The 22,012-nt window shown below is 66.8% G+C and carries 22 protein-coding genes; 7 read left to right on the top strand and 15 right to left on the bottom strand.

The features are described from left to right. Positions 1-5 precede the first annotated feature (5 nt). Both VEA80_RS04155 and VEA80_RS04150 read left to right on the top strand, forming a co-directional pair. Entirely contained in the window at positions 6-1,040 is a 1,035-nt protein-coding gene (locus VEA80_RS04155; protein ID WP_325059433.1) for an alpha/beta hydrolase, read from the top strand. Positions 1,041-1,133: 93 nt separating this feature from the next. Further along, complete coding sequence (locus tag VEA80_RS04150) at positions 1,134-2,423, top strand: MFS transporter (protein ID WP_325059432.1); 1,290 nt, start codon at positions 1,134-1,136, stop codon at positions 2,421-2,423. On the opposite strand, the gene VEA80_RS04145 is transcribed toward VEA80_RS04150, so the two are convergent. The 3 genes from VEA80_RS04145 to VEA80_RS04135 form a co-directional block, all read right to left on the bottom strand. Next, on the bottom strand, positions 2,420-3,313 hold the full coding sequence (locus VEA80_RS04145; protein WP_325059431.1) for a response regulator: 894 nt from the start codon (positions 3,311-3,313) through the stop codon (positions 2,420-2,422). The genes VEA80_RS04150 and VEA80_RS04145 overlap by 4 nt on opposite strands. Before the next feature lie 88 nt (positions 3,314-3,401). Then, positions 3,402-4,094 carry a hypothetical protein gene (locus VEA80_RS04140; RefSeq protein ID WP_325059430.1) on the bottom strand — a complete coding sequence of 231 codons (693 nt, stop codon included), beginning with the start codon at positions 4,092-4,094 and terminating at the stop codon, positions 3,402-3,404. 31 nt (positions 4,095-4,125) lie between these two features. Then, positions 4,126-4,611, bottom strand: a complete 486-nt coding sequence (locus tag VEA80_RS04135; RefSeq protein WP_325059429.1) for a Rid family hydrolase — start codon at positions 4,609-4,611, stop codon at positions 4,126-4,128. 94 nt (positions 4,612-4,705) lie between these two features. Here VEA80_RS04135 and VEA80_RS04130 point away from each other — a divergent pair, with 94 nt between their 5' ends. From VEA80_RS04130 to pdeM, 3 genes are all read left to right on the top strand, one after another. Continuing rightward, the gene (locus tag VEA80_RS04130) at positions 4,706-7,342 is read left to right on the top strand and encodes a ligase-associated DNA damage response DEXH box helicase (RefSeq protein ID WP_325059428.1); all 2,637 of its coding nucleotides are present in this window, start codon (positions 4,706-4,708) and stop codon (positions 7,340-7,342) included. A 772-nt stretch (positions 7,343-8,114) separates the two neighbouring features. Then, positions 8,115-10,049, top strand: a complete 1,935-nt coding sequence (locus VEA80_RS04125) for an alkyl/aryl-sulfatase (protein WP_325059427.1) — start codon at positions 8,115-8,117, stop codon at positions 10,047-10,049. Positions 10,050-10,072: 23 nt separating this feature from the next. Further along, on the top strand, positions 10,073-10,837 hold the full coding sequence (gene pdeM / locus VEA80_RS04120; RefSeq protein WP_325059426.1) for a ligase-associated DNA damage response endonuclease PdeM: 765 nt from the start codon (positions 10,073-10,075) through the stop codon (positions 10,835-10,837). Here pdeM and VEA80_RS04115 read toward each other — a convergent pair. From VEA80_RS04115 to VEA80_RS04100, 4 genes are all read right to left on the bottom strand, one after another. Next, positions 10,834-11,310 (bottom strand): DUF3429 domain-containing protein, encoded by a 477-nt coding sequence (locus VEA80_RS04115; RefSeq protein WP_325059425.1) that lies wholly within the window; start codon positions 11,308-11,310, stop codon positions 10,834-10,836. The genes pdeM and VEA80_RS04115 overlap by 4 nt on opposite strands. After that, complete coding sequence (locus VEA80_RS04110; RefSeq protein ID WP_325059424.1) at positions 11,307-12,080, bottom strand: TIGR02186 family protein; 774 nt, start codon at positions 12,078-12,080, stop codon at positions 11,307-11,309. Before VEA80_RS04110 ends, VEA80_RS04115 begins: the two co-directional genes overlap by 4 nt. Then, positions 12,077-12,967, bottom strand: coding sequence for a sulfite exporter TauE/SafE family protein (locus tag VEA80_RS04105; RefSeq protein ID WP_414731491.1), 891 nt, complete (start codon positions 12,965-12,967; stop codon positions 12,077-12,079). The genes VEA80_RS04110 and VEA80_RS04105 overlap by 4 nt, the downstream gene beginning before the upstream one ends. Before the next feature lie 141 nt (positions 12,968-13,108). Then, a complete protein-coding gene (locus VEA80_RS04100) occupies positions 13,109-13,573 on the bottom strand; it encodes a hypothetical protein (protein ID WP_325059422.1) in 465 nt (154 codons plus the stop codon). Between the two features lie 98 nt (positions 13,574-13,671). Between VEA80_RS04100 and VEA80_RS04095 the strand changes: the two genes are divergently transcribed. Then, a complete protein-coding gene (locus VEA80_RS04095) occupies positions 13,672-14,268 on the top strand; it encodes a DUF938 domain-containing protein (protein ID WP_325059421.1) in 597 nt (198 codons plus the stop codon). A gap of 340 nt (positions 14,269-14,608) precedes the next feature. Here VEA80_RS04095 and VEA80_RS04090 read toward each other — a convergent pair whose 3' ends face one another. The 3 genes from VEA80_RS04090 to VEA80_RS04080 all read right to left on the bottom strand — a co-directional run bounded on the left by VEA80_RS04090 (position 14,609) and on the right by VEA80_RS04080 (position 17,354). After that, positions 14,609-15,487 carry a 3-hydroxybutyryl-CoA dehydrogenase gene (locus VEA80_RS04090; RefSeq protein WP_325059420.1) on the bottom strand — a complete coding sequence of 293 codons (879 nt, stop codon included), beginning with the start codon at positions 15,485-15,487 and terminating at the stop codon, positions 14,609-14,611. Between the two features lie 158 nt (positions 15,488-15,645). Beyond that, complete coding sequence (locus tag VEA80_RS04085) at positions 15,646-16,590, bottom strand: electron transfer flavoprotein subunit alpha/FixB family protein (RefSeq protein WP_325059419.1); 945 nt, start codon at positions 16,588-16,590, stop codon at positions 15,646-15,648. Further along, positions 16,590-17,354: an electron transfer flavoprotein subunit beta/FixA family protein gene (locus VEA80_RS04080; RefSeq protein ID WP_325059418.1), complete on the bottom strand. Its 765-nt coding sequence runs from the start codon at positions 17,352-17,354 to the stop codon at positions 16,590-16,592. The genes VEA80_RS04085 and VEA80_RS04080 overlap by 1 nt, the downstream gene beginning before the upstream one ends. A 120-nt stretch (positions 17,355-17,474) precedes the next feature. Between VEA80_RS04080 and VEA80_RS04075 the strand changes: the two genes are divergently transcribed. After that, a complete protein-coding gene (locus VEA80_RS04075; RefSeq protein ID WP_325059417.1) occupies positions 17,475-18,881 on the top strand; it encodes a serine hydrolase domain-containing protein in 1,407 nt (468 codons plus the stop codon). Here VEA80_RS04075 and VEA80_RS04070 read toward each other — a convergent pair. The 5 genes from VEA80_RS04070 to VEA80_RS04050 form a co-directional block, all read right to left on the bottom strand. Then, a complete protein-coding gene (locus VEA80_RS04070) occupies positions 18,878-19,330 on the bottom strand; it encodes a YHS domain-containing (seleno)protein (protein WP_325059416.1) in 453 nt (150 codons plus the stop codon). The two genes, VEA80_RS04075 and VEA80_RS04070, sit on opposite strands and share 4 nt — an antisense overlap. Before the next feature lies 1 nt (position 19,331). Then, a complete protein-coding gene (locus VEA80_RS04065) occupies positions 19,332-19,859 on the bottom strand; it encodes a hypothetical protein (protein ID WP_325059415.1) in 528 nt (175 codons plus the stop codon). 84 nt (positions 19,860-19,943) lie between these two features. Beyond that, positions 19,944-20,711, bottom strand: coding sequence for a hypothetical protein (locus VEA80_RS04060; RefSeq protein ID WP_325059414.1), 768 nt, complete (start codon positions 20,709-20,711; stop codon positions 19,944-19,946). A 114-nt stretch (positions 20,712-20,825) separates the two neighbouring features. Further along, positions 20,826-21,461: a DUF1109 domain-containing protein gene (locus VEA80_RS04055; RefSeq protein WP_325059413.1), complete on the bottom strand. Its 636-nt coding sequence runs from the start codon at positions 21,459-21,461 to the stop codon at positions 20,826-20,828. After that, positions 21,458-22,000 carry a sigma-70 family RNA polymerase sigma factor gene (locus VEA80_RS04050; protein WP_325059412.1) on the bottom strand — a complete coding sequence of 181 codons (543 nt, stop codon included), beginning with the start codon at positions 21,998-22,000 and terminating at the stop codon, positions 21,458-21,460. The genes VEA80_RS04055 and VEA80_RS04050 overlap by 4 nt, the downstream gene beginning before the upstream one ends. Between the last annotated feature and the right edge of the window lie 12 nt (positions 22,001-22,012).

Below are 22,012 nucleotides of genomic sequence, written 5' to 3'. Positions count from 1 at the left end.
AAGACTTGTCCTGGCTGCGCAAGGCGCTTGTCCATCTTGCTTTGTCGCGTTCGAACGAGGCGCTTGTGAAGGCGTCCGGCGGCGAGCCGCGCACGGTGCGCGGTATGACGCTCGATCCGCGCTTCCAGTTCCTGGAGGCGCAGGCGCGCGCCCGGGCGCTTCCGTGGGAGCGGATGACGGTCGACATCCTGCGCGCGCAGACCGACGCCGGCTCGGACCTGTTCGGCGGCAAGCCGGTCGGCGGCGTTCGCATCGAGAAGCAGTACGTGACGGGCCGCAGCCATTCGGTGCCGACGCGGCTCTATCTGCCCACCGTGCGCGACAATTCCGCGGCGATGCTGGTCTATTTTCATTTCGGCGGCGGCGTCGTCGGATCGCTGGAAACGGCGCACCGCTTCTGCAGCATGCTCGCGAAGGAGGCCGGCGCGCCGGTCATGTCGGTCGAGTATCGGCTTGCGCCCGAGTACAAGTTTCCGGTCGGCCTCGAAGACTGCATCGCAGCCTATCAATGGGCGGTCGACAACGCCGCGCGCTTCGGCGCGCCGGTCGGCAAGGCCGCTGTCGGCGGCGACTCGATGGGCGGGCACTTTGCTGCGATCATCGCTCAGGAATTTCGCAAAACGAAACCGCCGGTGCTGCAGCTCTTGATCTATCCGGCGGTCGATTTCACCTCCGAAACACCGTCGATGCACGATTTCGCCGACGCCTGGCCGCTGACGGCGGAGACAGTCGACTTCTTCATGAAGCAATACCTGCCCGGCGCCGTCGACCCGGGCGACCCACGCATCTCGCCGCTGCGCACCGAGGATCTGCGCGGCCTTGCGCCGGCTCTGGTCTACACCGCCGGCTTCGACATGCTGCTCGACCAAGGCAAGCAATACGCCGATCGTCTACAGGAGGCCGGCGTGAAGACGAGCTATCATTGCTTCGAGTCGCTGCCGCACGGCTTCATCGCGTTTCCCACCGCATCGCCCGCCGCTGAAGCCGCACTGCGGCGCATCGCCGGCGAAACCGCCGCCGCACTCAAAGGAACCCACTAGCTGCCGCCGTCCGCTCGCATCGACCGCGGCGCCTGGAGCTGGGCGCTCTACGAGTGGGCGCGCAACCCGTACGTTCTTTTGTGCGTCATCTACGTGCTGGGCCCGTACATCTCGACCGTCGTTGTCGGCGATCCTGTGCGCGGCCAGGCGATGGTCACCGGCTGGCACAAGATATCGGGCCTGTTCGTCGCCTTCACCGCGCCCTTTCTCGGCGCAGCGACCGATCGCATGGGCCGCCGCAAGCCGATGCTGGCGGCGGTGACGCTTACGCTCGCAGCGAGCGTAGCTGCGCAATATTGGGCGATGCCGGGCGGACAAGGGTTACCGCTTTGGGGCGTCGGCGCCGCTGTCATCTTCGCCGGCATTTCGTTCGCGTATTCCGAGGTGCTGCACAATTCGATGATCACCCGCGCGGCGCATCATGACGTGCTGCCGCACGTTTCCGGCCTCGGCCTCGCGCTCGGCAATCTCTCGTCGGTGCTGCTGCTGATCTTCGTGCTGCTGACGATTGCGTTGCCGGGGCAGGTGGATTGGGCGTTTCTGCCGAACGCGCCGCTGTTCGGGCTCGATCCGGCCGCGCATGAGCCCAGCCGCAGCGTCGCCATCGTCTGTGCGCTCTGGCTGCTCGTCTTCGCCGCGCCGATCTTCCTCTACACGCGCGATCTCGACACGACCGGCGAGCGCTTCTTCGACGCCATGCGCCACGGCGTCGGCAACGTCGTGCGCACCATCCGCAAGCTGCGCGATTATCGCAACGTCGCGCTCTTTCTCCTGGCCCGCATGTTCTACGCCGACGGCAAGACCGCGATCCTGATCGTCAGCGGCATCTACGCCGCCGGCGTGATGGGCTGGGGCCTCATCGAGATGCTCGCCTTCGGCGTCATCCTGACGATTTTCGCCGTGCTCGGCGGCTTTGTCGGCGGCTGGCTCGATCACGGCGTCGGCCCCAAGCGCGCGGTGACATTGGAGATCGGCGTCACCTTTCTCTGTTTGATCGCCATGGTGTCGATGACGCCGACATCGATGCTGTTCTTCATCCCGGTCGATCCCAATGCGATCGCCTGGGACGGCCCGTTCTTTCGCACCGCGCCCGAGCTTGGCTACATGGCCTTCGCCGTCATCATCGCCATCTCCATCACCGCCGCCTATGCCTCCAGCCGCACTCTGATGGCGCGGCTTGCGCCCGCCGGCATGGAAGGGGAGCTGTTCGGCCTCTACGCGCTCGCCGGATCCGCCACCGTCTGGCTCGGACCGCTGCTCGTCGAAACCTTCACCAACGCGTACCAAAGCCAACGCGCCGGCTTCGCCTCGATCGCCATCCTGCTGATCGCGGGTTTTGCGCTGCTGCTGTTCGTGAAGCCGCCCGAGCGGCGTGCGGACTAAGCCGCGTCGCTCGCGAGCTGGCGCAGCTTCTTGTCCACCATCCGCTTCAGGCTCTTGGCCACGGCTTCGCGCTCGCCGCCCAAAGCGTGCGGCAGGTGCGCGAGCTGGTGCAGCGCCGCGACGTGCGTGCGCACGACTTCGGGATCGAGCCGCTCGGTCGCGCCTTGCGCCTGCAGATAGCGCGCCATTTCCCGCGTCGCCGAGGCGAGCATCGCATCGCCGATCTGTTCGGCCACTTCGATCAGCCCTTGCGCCGCCTTGAACACGTGCCGCGCCGCCTTCGCGTCGCCCGAGGTCAGCGCCTTCGCGTGCGCCTCGAGCGCGGCGACGCTGGCGCGAGCGAGCTGCGCCTTCACCTCGATCTCGGCGTCGTCGAGCGAGGCGTCGGCGGCGTCGTCGAGCCGGCGGCGCGGGCCGAGATAGTTGAGGTCCGGCCGCCGCCTGCGCCGGCAGGGGCCGACATAGGTGGGCGTCGCGATGAAGGGCTGGGGATTAGTGACGACCGTGCGCACGCGCTGCTGCAGCGCCAGCGCCGAGATCGGTTTCCTCAAATAGCCGTCGACGCCCGCGCGCCGCGCCGTTTCGACATCGGCCAAAGCGCCGCGCGAGGTCAGCATGAAAATGCTGGCGGCCCGGTTCGGCGCCTCTTCGCTCTGGCGCACGCGGCGGACGAAATCGAGCCCGTCGCCCGCACCGTCGAACCATTCCAGCATGATGACGTCGGGATTCGCCTTCTTGAGCGTGTCCCAGCCTTCCATCGTGTTGGCGGCGCCCAGAGCGCGGCGAAAGCCCATGCTGCGCAGCTGGTCGAGCGAGATGCCGCGTTCGAAATGGTTGTCGTCGACGACCAGCGCGGTCAATCCGGACGGATCGAATTCGTCGCCGTTCATGACTGCGCAAGGCCCCCGAGACAGCCCGCTAAGCTAACGGCGATTGCTTAGAATTCGCTGAAAGGAAGGGTTTACGACTGGTAAAAGCTCAGCCGTGTTTGCCTTCCTCCAGTTCGCCGATCAGCGAGACTTTCTGCCAGATCTTGCGCGCAAGACCGGTGGTCAGGTTCTCAATCTCGGTGACGGCCTCGATCACCACCGGATCGCGCACCCGCTCGGCGTAAAGCGCCGCCAGCTTGCCGATCAGCGCCAGCATCTCGGCGCAATAATCGAGATAGCGCGTCAGCTGGAACGCCGTCATCGCACGTGGCGGCGCCCGCTCCTGCACCAGGGCGGTAGGGTCCTTGGTCAGCTGGTGCATGTCTATGACGTGCGCCAGCGAGCGCAGTTCGTGCAGCGCATCGAGCGCCTGCTGGCGCTTGAACCGCTCCTCCAGCGTCAGCAAAAACCAGGCCGCGCCGCCAAACAGGATGAGCAGGTTGACCGCGGCCTCGAGGCTTCCGAGCAGGCTGATATTGGCCTCGAACCGCTCCAGGTGCAGAAGCTTCGCCGCCGCGAACTGAGCAGCGACGCCGAGCGCCAGGATCACGCCGACGGTGATCCTGAGCGGCCAGTTGCGCTCCGCCAGCTTTGCGGCGTGGCCTGAGGATTGATGCGCGGTCGCCAACAGCTCGCCGCAGACGCGCGAGAGCCCGGCGCCCGGAAAGCGGCTGTCGATCCGCTCCTGCAGCCGCTCGATGGTTTTGACGATATGGCGCGGATCGAGCGACCGATAGCTCATACCACCTTGATGCCATGCGCCGTCGCGCCGCTCAATCGCCGTCGCGCGGCGCGTAGGCAATGACGCGAATCTCGACCATGCCGTCGTCCGGCAACAGCCGGTCGACATCGATCGCGGTCCAAGCCGGATAGGGCTCGGGGACATAGCGGTCCTTCACCCGCGAGAACGCCTCGAACTGCGCCGGCAGATCGGTGTGATAGGTGGTGATCTCGACCACATCGCTCCACTCGGCGCCGGCCTCGCCGAGCACCATTCCGACGATGCGGAAGGCGCGCTCGTACGCTGCGTCCACCGCCGCTGGATCACCGCGCTGGCTCTCGGGCAAGCCGGCGACGACGCCGGACAAGAACACGTAATCCCCGGCCCGCATCGCCGGCGAGAAGTGCAGCTCGTCATAGGCCCGCTGCGCCTGCGCCGGCACGATGGATTCCCGCACGCTCGGCCGCCCCGTTTCGGTGACGTCGACGGCGACGCAGCCGGCCAGCGCCGCGGCGGCGGCCAAGAACACAAAACGCATATTGAAACTCCACATCGGCCCGCCACGTTGGCGGCGCGGGCCGCTTGCGCAATAGGGCGTCGACAAGCGCGCGCCAAGCGAGGATCAACGGTCGATGGACGCCCGCGTCCCCGTTCTGTCGGAGCCGTTCGCCGCCTGGTTCGCCAGCCGCGGCTGGGCCCCGCGCGCGCATCAGCTCGAACTGGTGCGGCGGGCGCAAGATGGGCTCTCGACGCTGCTGATCGCGCCGACCGGCGCAGGCAAGACGCTCGCCGGCTTCCTGCCCAGCCTGATCGAGCTGGCGCCTTTGGCCGAGCAGGGCGGGCTGCGCCGGCCGCACAAGCTGCACACGCTCTACATCTCGCCGCTGAAGGCGCTGACCACCGATGTCGCGCGCAATCTCGAGACGCCGGTGCGCGAAATGAAACTCAGCGTGCGGATCGAAACGCGCACCGGCGACACGCCGCCGCACAAGCGCCAACGCCAGCGCGCGCATCCGCCGGATATTCTGCTGACGACGCCCGAGCAGCTCTGCCTGCTGATCGCCTCCGAACACGCGCGCGTCTTCTTCGAAGACCTGCAGACGATCGTCATCGACGAAGCCCACGCGCTCGCCCCGACGAAGCGCGGCGATCTCCTCGCCCTCGCCATGGCGCGCCTGCAACGCTGGGCGCCGGCGCATCGCCGCGTCGGCCTGAGCGCGACGGTGGCGGACGAAGAGGGACTGGTGCGTTGGCTGTTGGGCTCGCGCGAACAAACCTCCCCCCTTGCGGGGGAGATGGCCGCGAAGCGGCCGGAGGGGGGGCGTTCCGCCGCGCAGGCGCCTGATCGTCTGCACGCCCCCCGCCCCCCAACCCCCTCCCCGCAAGGGGGAGGGGGAATAGCTGGCGTGATTGTCCGCGCTCCGCCCGGCGCGCAGCCGGTCGTCGATGTGCTCGATTCCGACGCGCGCATCCCCTGGGCTGGCCACACCGCGCGCCACGCGATGCCGGAAATCTACGAAGCCATCAAACGTACGAAGCTGGCGCTCGTCTTCGTCAACACGCGCGCACAAGCGGAGATGACGTTCCAGGAGCTCTGGCGCATCAACGACGACGCGCTGCCGATCGCGCTGCATCACGGCTCGCTCGATGTCGGCCAGCGGCGCAAGGTCGAAGCGGCGATGGCCGCGGGCCAGCTCCGCGCCGTGGTCTGCACCTCGACGCTCGATCTCGGCATCGACTGGGGCGATGTCGACCTCGTTATCCAGATCGGCGCACCCAAAGGCTGCTCGCGCCTGGTGCAGCGGATCGGCCGCGCCAATCACCGCTACAACGAACCCTCGCGCGCGTTGCTCGCGCCGAGCAACCGTTTCGAAGTGCTCGAATGCCGCTGTGCGCAGGATGCGGTGATGGACGGCGAACTCGACGGCGAACAGCGCCGCATCGGCGGCCTCGATTGCCTGGCGCAGCACATCATGGGCTGCGCCTGCGGCGAACCGTTCGACGCCGACGAGCTCTACGAGGAAGTGGTCTCAACGGCGCCTTATGCCGATCTTCCGCGCGCGCAGTTCGATCGCACGATCGATCTCGTCGCCACCGGCGGCTACGCGCTCAGGGCCTACGACCGCTACCGCCGCATCGTCCAGGATCCGCACACCCACCGCTGGCGCGCGCGCAACGCCAGCGTCGCGCAGCAGCATCGCATGAATGTCGGCGCCATCGTCGAATCGGAGATGCTCGACGTGCGCATGGCGCACAGTGTCGGCGCCCGCCCGCGGCCGGGCACGCCGAAAAGCGAAGGTCCGCGCCCGCTCGTCGCCGGCCGCAGGCTCGGGCAGATCGAAGAATATTTCATCGAAGGCCTGACGCCCGGCGACACCTTCATCTTCGCTGGCCAGGTGCTGCGCTTCATCGGCCAGCGCGAAACCGACGCGCTGGTCGTGCCCGCCGTCGGCGCCGAGAACCCAAGCATTCCGTCGTACGCCGGCGGCAAGTTTCCGCTCTCGACCTTCCTCGCCGATCGCGTGCGGCAGATGCTGCACGAGCCGAAGAAGCAGAAGAACCTGCCGCCGCAAGTGCGCGAATGGATCAAGCTGCAGAAGCGGCGCTCGATCGTGCCGGCGCCGGACGAGATGCTGGTCGAAACCTTCCCGCGCGCCAACAAGCATTATCTCGTCGCCTATCCGTTCGATGGCCGCCTCGCGCAGCAGACGCTGGGCGTCCTCATCACGCGCCGCCTCGAACGCGCCGGCAAGCATCCGCTCGGCTTCCTCGCCAGTGAATACGCGATGGCGGTGTGGGGCTTGGAGCCCATGGGCGATCTCGATCTCGACGCGCTGTTCGACGAGGACATGCTGGGCGACGATCTCGAAAGCTGGCTGGCGGAATCGACGCTGATGAAGTCGACATTCTCGAAATGCGCCGTCATCGCCGGCATGATCGAGCGCAAGATGCCGGGCGCGGCCAAGAAGACCGGCCGCCAAGTCACGTTCTCATCCGACCTCATCTACGACGTGCTGAAGCAGTATGAGCCCGATCACATCCTGATGCAGGCCGCGTTCGCCGACGCCGGCGAAGGCTATCTCGATCTCCGCCGCGTCGGCGCGCTGCTGCGGCGCGTCAAAGGCCGCATCATCCACCGCGACCTGCCCCACGTCTCGCCGTTCGCCGCGCCGGTGATGCTGGAAATGGGCCGCGTCGGCGTCCAAGGCGAGGCGGAGGAGGCCATCCTGGCGGATGCCGCGGCGCTGATCGAAGAAGCGATGAGCTGACGGCCTTTCGGGCATGGGGCTAGAGCATCCGCCCAAATAGCTACAGCCGCGCCAAGCATAGCGCCCCGCTCCTCCTCGATGGAGGAGCTGTCATCGCGCGCAAGCGCGATGACAGAGGAGGTGAGGCCCGCCGAACTTGCGGAACCGAGTCTGGAGGCGGGGCCTTTCGGCATATTTGGCGAGGCGCCGGCGAGTCCGATCTGCTTCTGAAGCGTCAAGCTCCACGCCTGGATGCGGGGATAGCAACCGCCTCTATCCACGGCTTTTCGCGCGCAACCCGCTGAAAACAAACGAGCCGAACAAAATCAATCCGACCGCTGGAAAGCTGAAGTATAATGCGCTTGCTCTCACACGAGAGGGTTTCGAAGAGCTCCGAAGCTTTGAAATGTGAGGGCTGCGGTCGAGCGTGAGGCGTTGCGAAAGCGAAGCCTGAAGCCGGCGGGGTCATAACCGCTGGGGCCTGCGTCTTCTTCGGGGAAGGCGACACACGCCGCCGGCCGAGCCGCCTCCAGGAGTGAATACACCTCCCGCGACGGCGCCGGCGAGCACAGACCGCAACGGGGCGCGTTCGACGCGCAGCGTTGTCTGGCGACAGCCAACGCACACTAGAGACTACCTCAGCGCGTCCGACGCGCCCCGCCTCTCGCTCTCGCGTGAGGATGGCTACTGCGAACAGAGCGGGTCGCGCCGCTCGCGAGCCATGCGCGCGACGCAACGTCAGCATTGCGCTCGGCCCTGAGCCGGCGCAGCTTGCAACAAGACGGGGGAGACGATGCGCAGCATACTGATAGCGGCGCTCGGCATCGCGCTGATCGGCGCGGCCGAAGCTCAGGTCACCGACGCCACGCGCGCCGCGAATGCGGAGTTTTCGCGCACGCTGCCATGGAGCGATCGCGAGGACGAGGATTTCGCCGCGCGCGGCTTCATCGCCGCCAACCCAGAGCCGCAGATCCGCACCGCCGACGGCCGCGTGGTGTGGGACTTCACGGCGTATGATTTTCTGCGAGGTCCGGCGCCGGAAACGGTGAACCCGAGCCTGTGGCGTCACGCTGGCCTGCTCGCGCGCGCCGGCCTCTTCCAGGTCACCGACCGAGTCTACCAGGTGCGCGGTTTCGATGTGTCGAACATGACGATCATCGTCGGCGACACTGGCCTCATCATCGTCGATCCGCTGACCAGCGCCGAATCCGCGTTCGCAGCGCTGATGCTCGCGCGTCATCGCGAGGACATCGGCGCCAAACCGGTCGTCGCCGTCATCTATACGCATAGCCACGTCGATCATTTCGGCGGCGTGCGCGGTGTGGTGGATGAGGCTGCTCTGGCGGCAGGGCGCGTCGAGATCATCGCGCCGGATGGTTTCATGGAGCACGCGGTGACGGAGAACGTCATCGCCGGCAACGCGATGGGCCGGCGTGCGCTCTACCAATTTGGTTCTGGGCTCACGCCCGGACCCGAGGGACAAATGAGCTCCGGCATCGGTCTCGCCATCTCGGCCGGCACGTTCACGCTGATCCCGCCGACTCGCACGATCGCGCGCACCGGCGAGACGCTGGCGATCGACGGTGTCCGCATCGTGTTTCAGCTGACGCCCGAGACCGAAGCGCCGGCGGAGATGAACTTCTTCCTGCCCGATCTCGGCGTGCTGTGCCTCGCCGAGAACGCCAACGTCTCGATGCACAACGTGCTGACGCCGCGCGGCGCGCTCGTGCGCGATGCGAAGGCGTGGGCGGACTATCTCACCGAGTCGCTGCGCCTCTACGGCGATCAATCGCAGGTCATGGTCACGAGCCACGGCTGGCCGCGCTTCGGCAACGCGCGGGTGCGCGATTTCATCGCCAGCCATCGCGACGCTTACAAATATCTACACGATCAGACCGTGCGGCTGATGAATTCCGGCTACACCGACCGCGAGATCGCCGAGCAGGTGCGGCTTCCGGAGCCGCTCGCCAGCCGCTGGTTCAACCGCGGCTATTACGGCACGATGATGCACAATTCCCGCGCCATCTATCAGCGTTACATGGGCTGGTACGACGCCAATCCCGCCAATCTCAATCCATTGCCGCCGGAGGAGGAGGCGACGCGCTTCGTGCGCGCCATGGGCGGCGCCGAGCGTGTATTGGCGGAAGGCCAGCGCGCGTTCGATGAAGGCGATTATCGCTGGGCTGCGCGCGTGCTCAATCACCTCGTCTTCGCCGCGCCGGACAACGCCGCGGCGCGCCAGCTGCTCGCGCGTACGCACCGGCAAATGGCGTATCAGGCCGAGAGCGCGATCTGGCGCAACATGTATCTGGTCGCCGCGCGCGAGCTGGAAGAGGGGCCGCCGAACCGGCCGAGCCAGGTGCAGAGCGCCGATCTCGTCGCCGCCACGCCGACTTCGTACATCCTCGATCTGCTGGCCGTGCGCCTCAATCCCGAGCGGCTGGGCGAGCGGCGCTTCGCCTTCAACCTGGTCTTCCCGGAGCGCAACGAGCGCTTCGCCGTCAGCATCGCCAATGGCGTCTTGGTGCACGAGCGCGACGTGACGCTGGAGCGGGCTCCCACGCTTACGGCATCCCGCGCCGACTTCCTTCGGGCGATGGCGACCGGGACGATGCGGCGGGCGGTGATATCCGGAACCATCCGCATCAGCGGCGACAGACGCGCCCTTGAAGGCTTGAACCAGGTGTTCGATACACCGGACCCCAACTTTCCCATCGTCACGCCCTGAAGAATCCGGTCTGATCGCCGCCCATGCCGATGCTGCATCGCCCCGCCGCGAAGCCGGAACGTCCGCGCCGTAAGAGCGCGCGGGCGATGCCGCCGATGGCGATCGCGGGCGCCAATGTCGAATTCAAGCTCGGCGACACGCTGGCGACGGCGCTGCCGGAAGGCGCGCTCTGGGTCGCCGACGCGAAGACGCTGATCGTCTCCGACATCCACTTCGAAAAGGGCTCGGCCTACGCGATCCGCGGTCAGATGCTGCCGCCCTACGACACGCACGCGGCGCTGATGAAGCTCACCGATCTCATGCTGCGCCTCTCGCCCGACATCATCGTCTCGCTCGGCGACTCGTTCCACGACGGCGGCGGCCCGCAGCGCATGGATGCGCGTGACCGCGATCTGCTGAAGCTGCTCATGTCGCGCTGCGATTGGATCTGGGTCGAAGGCAATCACGACGGCCGCGCGCCGGAAACGCTCGGTGGCGCTGTGCGCGAGGTGCTGCACATCGGCTCGCTCGTGCTGCGACACGAACCGACGGAAGGCGCCGCGCCCGGCGAGATCGCCGGCCATCTGCATCCGTGCGCGAAAGTCAGCGGCCGCGGCCGCAGTGTGCGGCGGAGGTGCTTCGCGACAGATGGGACGCGCTTGGTCATGCCGGCGTTCGGCGCGTTCACCGGCGGGCTCAATGTGTGTGACGACGTCTACGCGCCGCTCTTCGCTGACGGCGTGACGGCGCTGGTGCTGGGCAAAGACCGCGTGCTGCCGGTGGTGGGCGATCGGCTGCTCGCCGACTAGATCCGGTGCAAAGCCGTCGCGAGAGGAATGAGCAAGCAGATGATCATCGCCCCGCCCGTCAGCACTTGGCGCAGCAGCGGATACCAGAGCGGCGCGCCCGCGTCGGCGGCGCTGCGGTGATCCCAGGCATATTGCGCCGCGAACAGTCCCGCGAACGCGGAGGCCGCCGCAATCGCCGCGGGCACGAGCACGACCAACAACGCCAGCGCCCACCCGGCAAGCGCCGGCAAAGCGCTGAACAGAAGCCGCAAACCCTCCGGCGCCTGCGGCGCGCGCATCAGTTCGAAGCCGCAGCGGACGCCGCCCAGAAACGAAAGCAACACCGCCGCATAGAGTGAAAACCCAATCGCCCCCAACAGCGCCGTTTCGTGATGCTGCGACAACGACACCAGTGCGCCGACCGCAAGCGGCGCAAGGCCGAGGAAACCCAGCCGCAGCGCGGCGCGCGGAAGAAGGGGCGGCGGCTCGTTCACGTGCGCCGGAACAGAAACGCCGCGACCCATCCCGCGGCAAGCGCGAGCATCACCGTCAAAAGCCCATAAATGAAGGGAAACTTGGTAGCGAGATCATGGATGCGCCGTTCGATGCCGACACGTCTGATGCTGATCGGAATGCGTTGCGCCGAAATCAGCCGCCCGTCGCGGAAAAGATAAGTGTCGGCGTGATATTGCGCGATCGGCGCATTCGCGGGCAAGCGCACGACGGCGCGGAAGAGCCCGCCCTGGTACATGGTGAGCCCGCTGCGCTGATCCGGCGTCGCGCCGCTGGCGAACTCCTGATACAACCCTTGCGCCCGCCGCAACCGCACCAAGGCGGCGCGGTAGGCCGAAGGGTCGGTGTCGCCCGTCGAACTCTCGAGCTGAGCCGACGCCGCAGGATCGAGCTGATAACGCCAGATCGATTGCGGACTCGCGATCGAGCGGAGCGGCCGGTTGCTCAAGACCGCGAAGAACGAGGGCGCTTCGCTGAAGCGCACGGGATCGCCGTTGACCAAAAGCCCGAACACACGCCGTTTCTGCATCACCACGGCGCTTTCGTTCGGCCCGCGTACGACGACGACGATGTCGCCGCGCCCGCGGCGGTCGGGATTGACGCCGAACACCGTCACGTAGGAGCCGCGGTAATCCGAACTCACGACGATGGATTCTTCGGCGACGCCCGCGGGCAAGTCGGCTACGTCCGCCGGCGCCTGCGCCGCCGCCGGCGAGCAGAGCAAGAAGAGCGCGAGAACGAGCCGCTTCACCACAGCCCCCCGCCCAACACGTACCGTTCGGCCGGCGGCACCACGAGATCCCAAAGGAATTTGGCGCTCGCCGCCAGCAGCAGCGCACCGAGCACGCCGCGAACGGTCTCGCCTTTGAGGCCTGCGCCCAGCCGTACGCCCATCTGGGCGCCGATGACGCCGCCGAGCATCAGCAGGCCCGCGAGCACGAGATCCACTGTTTGCGTCGCCGCCGACTGCAGCACGACGATGAGCGAGGCCGTGATGAGCACCTGAAACAGCGACGTGCCGATGACGACGTTCGTCGGCATCCGCAGGAGATAGATCATCGCCGGGATCAGGATGAAGCCGCCGCCGATGCCCATGATCGCCGCCAGCGCGCCGATGCCGAAGCCGAGCACGAGCGGAGGAATGACGCTGATATAGAGTCCCGAACGCGGAAACCGCAGGCGAAAGGGCAAGGTGTGCGCCACTGTCTTGATCGGGCGGCGCAGGATTGAAACGCCCTGCGCCTCGCGGCCGCGCCAATGATGATAGCTCTCGCGCAGCATGAGAAAGCCGACGCTCGCGAGCAGCAGCAGATAGAGGAGCGAAACGATGAGATCGAGCTGGCCGAGCGCGAGCAAACGCTCGAACAGCCACACGCCCGAGGCGCTGCCGACGATGCCGCCCGTCGACAACAGCATGCCCATGCGCCAGTCGACCGACTTGCGCCGGGTCTGCGTCATGATGCCGGAGAACGAAGTCGCCGCGATCTGGCTCGCGCCGGTCGCGACGGCGACGGGAGCAGGCACGCCCATGAACATCAGCGCCGGCGTCATGATGAAGCCGCCGCCGACGCCGACGAGACCGGACACGAAGCCGACCCCGCCGCTCACCAACAAGATGAGCAGCACGTTCACCGGCATTTCGGCGATCGGCAGGTAGATCAATTGTCCAGCTCTGTACCTGGGAGCGTCCCGCGCCAGCGCTCCTTATGGGCGCCGTCCGCTTCCGGCGCAACGGCGGCGAACGGGAAAATGCCGGCGCCCGCAACGGCGCCGAAATGTCTAGGTCTGCGCGCCGCGCGCCAACGCGAGCCAGGCGAAGACGACGCCCGAGACGGTCGCGATGGGGAGGCCGACAATCAGCGCAAGCGGAGCCATCGCCACGCCGAGCGAGACGGCGGAAACGGCGCCCGATTCGAGCCCCGTTTGCCCCGATGCCGCGGCGAGCAGCTCGGTCAGCGCGAAGGGCGCCAGCAGGGCGACCGCCGCGCCCGCGCCGACGACGTGGAGAACGGCGGTCAGCCGCGTCCTCGGCGCGCGTCCCAGCGTCCAGCTCGCGCCAAGCGAGCAGAGCGCCAGCGCGAATACGATCATGCCGGCCGCCAGCGTCAGCCGCTGTATGTTCGGCTCTTGCCAGAAGGCCGCGGCGGGCCAGCCGATCGCGCAGATCAGCGCAAGCGGCGTGCAAAGCACGGCCGGCTTGCGCCAAGTCAGCGGCGCGATGCGTTGCGGGATGGGCGCGCGCATGCCGCGGACCATAATGGCCGAGCCCAACGCGTCACCAGCGCGCAACCAAAGGGCGCTGCGCTTTCCTCTGGAGTGTGGCTAATGGTTGTCGTCCTGCCATGACCGACGCCCGACAGCGCTCGCCCTCCACAGCCCGCAATCAGGATGCGATCCTGGCCGTGCTGCGGCGTGTGCTCCCACGTGAGGCGCGCGTCCTGGAGATCGCCTCGGGAACGGGCGAGCACGCCGCCTTCTTCGCCAAGGCCGAGCCCGGCTGGCGCTGGCAGCCGAGCGACCCCGACGCCTCGGCGCGCACGAGCATAGCCGCATGGACCGAAGGGCTGCCCAATGTCGCGCCGCCGCTTGCGATCGACGTGCGCGAGCCGGAGTGGGGCGTCGAAGGCCTGTTCGACGCCATCCTCGCGATCAACATGATCCACATCTCGCCCTGGGAGGCCACGCTTGGGCTCATGGCCGGCGCGGGCCGGCTGTTGCGCGAAGGCGGCGTGCTCTACACTTATGGCGCCTACAAACGCGGCGGCGCCCACACCGCGCCCTCCAACGAACAGTTCGAGCAATGGCTCAAAGCCCGCGATCCGGCTTTCGGCGTCCGCGACGTCGCTGACGTCGAAGCGGCGGCAAATGCGCAGGGCTTGCGCCTGCGCGAAATCATCGAGATGCCTGCGAACAACTTCTCTCTGGTGTTCGAGCGCTGAGCGCGTGGCTCGAGCAGCTGTTGCATCCTTGCAAGCGCTGGGATGAAAGCGGGCGAATTCAACGCGATTTAACGCTGGCGCCATTTTGCCGTTGCGCATCGCCCTTATCTCCGCGGCGCGGACACCTCCCCGTCCGTGTTGCCGAGGGACATCAATGCGCAAAGCAATCACACTGCTCGAACTCGCCATCGGCGGCGCGTTCGCCATCGCCGTCGCGGCGTATGTGGCGCACGGCTATGTGCTGATGGCGGGCATGGCCGCGTGACGCGCATGAAGCGGGGCGCGTGGGCAGAACGCCCGCGCGCCCGCACTTCTCTCGATGTGAAAAAGCCGACGGCTGTCAGCGCGTCGGCGTCGGAGGATCGGTGCGATAGTCGTAGAAGCCGCGCTGAGTCTTGCGGCCAAGCCAGCCGGCTTCGACGTATTTAACGAGCAGCGGGCAGGGGCGATACTTGGAGTCCGCGAGGCCCTCGTAAAGCACCTGCATGATCGAAAGGCAGGTATCGAGGCCGATGAAATCCGCAAGTTCGAGCGGACCCATCGGATGGTGCGCGCCGAGCCGCATCGATTTGTCGATCGCCTCGACCGAACCCACGCCTTCATAGAGTGTGTAGATCGCCTCGTTAATCATCGGCACCAGCACGCGGTTGACGATGAACGCCGGGAAATCCTCGGCGTTGGCGATGTTCTTGCCGAGGCTGTTCACGAACGCGATTGACGTGTCGTACGTCTCCTGGCTCGTGGCGAGACCGCGGATGATCTCGACCAACTCCATGACCGGCGCGGGGTTCATGAAGTGAACGCCGATGAATTTATCCGGGCGGTCCGTCGTGGCCGCAAGGCGCGTGATCGAGATAGAAGAGGTGTTCGACGCAAGGATCGCTTCCGGCTTCAGCACGCTGCGCAGGTCGGCGAATACCTTTTTCTTGGCGTCGTCCTGCTCGACGATGGATTCGATCACGAAGTCCGCAGCGCCGAACTCCTTCAGCGAGGCCGCCGGCTTGATCCGCTTCAGGGCGGTATCTGCGTCCGCCTGGCTGATCGTCTCGCGGTGGACTTGGCGGCCGAGGTTCTTGCCGATGGTTCCCAGCGCCGCGTCGATTCGGGCGGTATCGGCGTCGTGCAGCAGCACGTCGTAGCCGGCCAGCGCGCAGACGTGCGCGATGCCGTTGCCCATTTGCCCGGCGCCCACCACGCCGACCGTTTTAATGTTGGTCATGTTACCAGCCATAGGCGCTCAGGCGCCGCTGAAATGCAAATCTTGTTGCAGTGCAGCATAGGGCCGGGCGGCGCGCAAGGGTTCTGTGGAGCGCGTGCGTCGCCGCCCGCGCTCTCGATGGCAAAGAATAGCGCGGGCGAGGACGCCCGCGCTCCACTTCAGACGCCCGCTTTGCTCAGTTCGTCCATCAGCTCTGGCACCGCGGTCTTGTAGTCCGCCACTAGGCCATAGTCGGCGACTTGGAAGATCGGCGCGTCTTCGTCCTTATTGATGGCGACGATGACCTTGCTGTCCTTCATGCCGGCGAGGTGCTGGATCGCGCCGGAAATGCCGACCGCGACGTAGAGTTCCGGGGCAACCACCTTGCCGGTCTGGCCGACCTGATAGTCGTTCGGCGCGTAGCCGGCGTCGACCGCCGCGCGCGACGCGCCGACCGCGGCGCCCAGCTTGTCGGCCAGCGGCTCGAGCACTTTGTGGAACTCTTCGCTCGAGCCCAGCGCACGTCCGCCCGAGACGATCCGCTTCGCGGCCGTCAGTTCCGGGCGATCCGACTTCGCCAACTCTTCGCCGACGAACGCCGACTTGAACGGACCCGATGGGGCGGCGGTGGTTTCGACCGCGGCGTCGCCGCTGGCGCCGGCCGCCTTGAACGCAGTCGGCTGCACCGTCAGCACCTTCTTCGGCTGGCTGTCCTGCACGGTGATGATCGCATTGCCGGCGTAGATCGGGCGCACGAACGTGTCGGCGCCTTCGACGCCGATCACGTTCGACACTTGCATGACGTCGAGCTTCGCCGCCACGCGCGGGGCGACGTTCTTGCCCGTCGTCGTCGCCGGGAAGAGCACAGCGTCGTAGTTTGCCATCAACGGCGTGATCAAGGCTTCCATCGGCTCGGCCAATTGCTTCGCCAAAGTCGCGCCGTCGGCGTGCAGCACCTTACGCACGCCGTCGATCTTCGCCGCCGCCTGCGCCGCGGCGCCGGCGTTCGAGCCGGCGACCAGCACGTCGACATCGCCGCCCATCGCCTTCGCGGCGGTCACGACCTTGTTGGTCGCGTCCTTCACCGACGTATTGTCGTGCTCTGCAACAACGAGAACGGCCATCAGAGAACTCCCGCTTCCTTGAGCTTGCCGACCAGTTCAGCGGCAGTCTTGACCTTGATGCCGGCCTGACGCTTGCCCGGCTCGGCCGTCTTCACCGTCTTCAAACGCGGCGCTGTGTCGACGCCGAAATCGGCCGGCGTCTTGACGTCGATCGGCTTCTTCTTCGCCTTCATGATATTCGGCAGCGAAGCATAGCGCGGCTCATTCAAGCGCAGGTCGGTCGTGATGATCGCCGGCAGGTCGACGTCGATCGTCTGCAGGCCGCCGTCGACTTCGCGTGTCACTGTCGCCTTGCCGTCGGCGAGCACGATCTTCGAGGCGAACGTCGCTTGCGGCCAATCGAGCAGGGCGGCGAGCATCTGGCCCGTCGCGTTGTTGTCGTCGTCGATCGCTTGTTTGCCGAGGATCACGAGGTCCGGCTTCTCGGCGTCGATCACGCCCTTGAGAATCTTCGCGACCGCGAGCGGTTCGACTTCGCCTTCGGCTTTCACCAGGATGCCGCGGTCGGCGCCGATGGCGAGCGCGTTGCGGATCGTCTCTTGCGCCTGCTCCGGGCCGATCGAAACGGCGACGACTTCCGTCGCCGCATCTTTCGCGTGTCCGCCGCCGCCTTCCTTCATGCGCACGGCTTCCTCGACCGCGATTTCGCAGAACGGATTGATCGACATTTTGAGGTTCGACAGATCGACGCCCGATCCGTCCGGCTTGACCCGGACCTTCAAATTGAAATCGAGCACCCGCTTGACCGGGACGAGGACTTTCATCGTTGAAATCCTTGAGGATTGGGCCGTGTTTCCACAGCTGCGCGCGAGGCGGACATAAACCCCGTCATAAATCCCGCGTCAATGCGACTATAGGGACAGGGCAAAGGCGAGGGAGAACTCATGTTGACGCGCAGACCGCTTATTCTAGGCGCCCTAGCGGCATGGCTGCCGTGGTCGGCGGCGTGCGCGCAGGAGGCCGCGCCCGGCGCGTTCGCCGGCGAATGGAACGGCGTGCTCGAAGCTGGGTCGCAGCGGCTGCGGCTGCGCCTCGTCGTCCGCGAGGGCGGCGCCGATCTCTACAGCCTCGACCAGGGCGAGGATGCTATCCCGGCGAACTCCGTCCGGGTCGAAGGCGATCGGCTGCGGTTGCGCTTCCCGTCGATCAACGCCTCTTACGAAGGCCGGCTCGTCAACGGACGCATCGACGGCGTGTTCACGCAGGGCGCCCGGCTGCCGCTCGTGTTCGCGCGCGGCGAAGTGCAGGCCGCGCCGGTTCAGCCGCTGACGATCGAGCGCTTGCGGGCGCTTCGCGCAGAAGCCGGTGCACCGGCGCTTGCGGCTGCAGCGGCGCATCGTGACGGCCGCCGTCTCGATCTCGCCGATGGCGTTCGCGTCCAGGGCCGTAGTGAGCAGGTAACGACTCAAGATGTCTGGCACCTCGGCTCGATCACAAAGTCGATGACATCGACTTTGGTCGCGCGCTGCGTCGAGGCCGGCGCCGTCTCGTGGGACGATACAGTGGGCGCCGTCCTCGCTGGCGCGATCGCTGACATGCGGCCTGAGTATCGCGACGCCAACTTCCGGCATTTGCTCAGCCACCGCGCCGGCCTCCAGGCGAACCTGCCGATCACCGATTTCGTCCGCTATCGGCGCGAGAACGAGGATCCGCGTGAGGAGCGCGTGGCGTTTGCGCGCCAAGCGCTGCGGCAAGAGCCGATCGGGCCGAAAGAGCAGAGCTTTCTCTATTCCAACAACGGCTACGTCATCGCCGGCGCCATGCTGGAAGCCAAGCTCGGCGCCTCCTGGGAGACGCTGATCCGCCGCCACGTGTTCGAGCCGCTCGGCATGGCGAGCGCCGGCTTCGGCGCGCCAGGCGCGCGCGCGGCTTACGATCAGCCGGCGGGGCACGCGGGCGGGCTCGTCGGCGGCCTGCGCCCGCACCTGCCCGGCGACGCAATCACGGATAATCCCGCCGTGCTCGGCCCCGCCGGGCGCGTGCACGCCGCGTTCGACGACGTGCTCAAGTATCTCGCCGCGCATCGCGACGGCGCTGCGTTCCTGAACGCCGAAAGCTGGCGCACTCTGCACACGCCGCCGTTCGGGGGTGACTACGCCATGGGCTGGGTCAAGCGCGGCGACGCGCTCTGGCACAACGGCTCGAACACGCTCTGGTACGCCGAAGTGACGTTCGATCGCACGAGCGGCGTCGCCGCCGTCGCGGCGGCGAACGACGGCCGTCTGCAGCGCGTCACGCCCGCGGTCGGCTCAGCGCTCGCGGGCGCTGCGGCGGCGGTTCAGACCGGCTAGCGCCGCAACACGCCCGGCCAGTTCGCGTTCGCGCTGCGGATGAAGCCCGGAATGCCGCGCTCCCAGCGTGATTGAATCTCGTCATTGTAGTTCAGATAGAGCTTGCCATCGACGATGCGCCAGTTCTGCGGATTGCCAGCGGCGGTGTAGCCGTTCGCCACCGCCCAGGCGCAATAGCCGCCATATTGCGGCAGGTAGCGCGCAGGCGCGGCGCGGAAGGCGGCGGCGTTCGCGGCGCTGGCGAAGCGATACTCGTAGCCCTGGTGCGTCACGCGATGCTCGGCGCTGCCGCGCACGGGGCGGCCGTCGGTGAAATACGCCACCGGATCGTAACCGCCGACGGCGACGCGCGAGAGCAGGCCTGTGTGCACCGGCGGGGTGTCGGCGTGGGCGGGCGTCGTCATGAGCGGGGCGAATCCTAAAACGAGAGCGAAGACGAGTTTGCGCATGTTATCCTCGAGCGTGAGCAGGCGCGCGCATGGGCGCAGAGAGCGGTTGCGGGGAGGGGACGAAGGCGCAGGCGAGATCGGTCAACAGTCCGGCGATCTCGTTGCGGCGGATGACGAGCAGCGCGATCGACGTGAGCCAGATCGTCACCGCCGCCGCGAACAGACCGCCGCCGTCATTGTTCGGATCGATGCCGAGCGGCGTGAAGAGATGAAAGCTCACCGCCCCGGTCATGACAGCGAACCCGATCGCGGCGCCGAGCGCATTGAGCCGGGCGAAGCGGGGGAGGAGGCCGAGCAGCAGCAGCGTCGAAGCGGCGAGTTCAGCGCTGCCGATTGCGTATTGGCTGAAAAGGCCCGTGTGGGCGAACAGGCCCGGCGCGCCGAGCGAGCCGGCCCAGCCGTCGAGCCGGCCGAAAATTTCCTGCGTGTTCGGGTGATCGGTGAATTTGTAGCGCAGGCTGTCGAGAAAGACGGCAGCCGCGAACAGCGAAATCGCGGTGGGAGCGTAGCGTTTGACACGAGCCAACATGGGCGGCGGCCCTCCTTGGTGGGAAGGTCGCGCGGAGGATGCGTGCGGTTACACCACCGCATCGCTTTTCTTAGGCTGAATGACTCAGCGATGTTGCGCCAGTGCTTCGCGGAGCCGAGTTAAAAGAGGGTCGGTGTTGTCCCTAATCGGGATCAAGGATTGCATGTTGAAGGACACGCGCTCCCTGAGACCCCGTGATCGAAATTCCGCGTCGATTGTCAGCGGAAAGCCGCCGGAAGAAGGATAGAGCCGCCCAATATTGTCACGGAGCGCAATGAAGGTTTGACCGACGTCGACGAAGTAGGGGCCGTTGCATTCGCCGAGGCCAAGCCCTGCTTCTTGTGTCGCCCCGCCGGTGAACGCCGTGCCGTTGTCGCCCGGGCGCTCCGGTAGCCAGTCGGGCAGCCGATTTGGGTGCGAGGCGACGGCGTCCGCTTGCCGACCATATGCTTGGAAAAGCTCCGTTGCACCGTACGCCAGAATGCGAGGATTCTGTTCGTACAGGAACGACGCCGTGTCCGTTGCGCCCTTCAGAGTCTCGACCACGGAGAGCGCATAGACGAACTGATCAACGTACTCCGGTTCGTGATCAGGGACGTTGGTATCTCCGTTGCGTAAGTACCACTCTCCTTCCGTATAAGTACGCCAAACGAGGTGCCGCGCTGTGACGCGAACAATCTGAATGGTGTCCGCTTTACGTGCGATTTGCGTGATGAGGTCGCCGCCAACATAGCGCCCATCATCTTCATACGCGGGCAAAGAGCAGGCCTTGGCGGGTTCAACCGCAGCTAGTGTCACCGCCGCCGTCAGGGGGGCGATCACTGATCGGAGCAGATTGAGCGGGCGTGACATACGCGAATCTTCGCCGGGCGGTGCTGTCCATGCAAGAGCCAACTATGCCTTCCGCCTCACCCGCACGTGAATGTTACATCCGAGGCTGCTAGAGCTGCGCCGACTCGCTGGGCGTCACCACCGCAAAAACCGCGACACCACAACCGCCCCCAGCGCCGCGCTCACGGCAATGCCCAGCGCATACCACGTCGTCACGAATGCCACCGAATCCACGGGGCAATACATCGCGTACGCCATCGCGCCGACGCCGCCGGAGAGCGCGCCGATCGCGGCGCCGGCGAGCGTGAGGCGCGTCGGCGCGAAGGCGCGCATCAGCAGCGTCAGCAGCACGGCCGCGGGCGCGGCGAGCAGCGGAATCAGCACGACGCACCATGGCATCGAGCCGCCCATCCACGCTTCCCAGCGCCGCTCCGGCATTTCGCCCATGAGCGCGATCCAGGTCGCCAGCGCGCAAAGCGCAACGAACAGAACCACCGCGCCGATGCGCCAACCGAGCGGCCGGCCCGGCCGCATCAACTGCACCGTCAGCGGCAGCACCACCGCGGCGGCGGCGGCCGAGAAGATCGCCTTCCACATGATCGGCATGCGCGCCGCGCCGATGTCGGGCCGCACGCCCAGCCAGATCGCCACCAGCGCAACAGCGACCACGAGCCCCGTCGCCAGCGTGATCGCCAGCTTGCGCCGCCAGTGCGGGCGCTCGGCTGGCCCGGCGCCGCGCGCGAGCGCATCGATGAGGTCGTTGGTGTTCACGTCGCCTGCTCCCCGGCCATCAGCCGCATCAGCGTCTTCAAGCCGCGATGGATCGAGATCTTGATGTCGGATTCGCTGAGGCCGGTGGCGTCGGCGGTTTCGCGCACGCTCCTTTCCTCGAGCTTCACCATTCGGATGGCGGTGCGCTGCTTCTCAGGCAGCTTGTCGAGCAGCACTTTGATGTCGTGCTTGGCGTCGGCCGCATCGTACTCCGGATCGGGTTCGCCGAAATCGTGCCCGTCGAGCCCTGCATGGTCGCGGTGCTTGGCCCGGCGCAGGAAATCGATCAGCCGATAGCGGGCGATGGCGTAGAGCCAGGCGGTCAGCGGATAATTCGGATCGTAGCTGTCGCGGCGCGTGTGCAGCGCCACCAAAGTCTCCTGCACCAGATCCTCCGCGTCTTCGGCGCGGCCGCGCAAGCGGTTGCGGAAATAGGCGCGCAGCAGCGCCGCCGCTTCGGTCAGAAACGCGCGGTGCGCCGCCTCTTCGCCGGCCAGCCCCTTGAGCAGCAGGGCCCTCAATGCGGCTTCGTCCGCCATTCGCCTCCGGGA

This window comes from Vitreimonas sp. (assembly GCF_035627415.1).
Lineage (GTDB): Bacteria > Pseudomonadota > Alphaproteobacteria > Caulobacterales > Aquidulcibacteraceae > Vitreimonas.
This window is presented reverse-complemented; position numbering and strand designations above follow the sequence as displayed.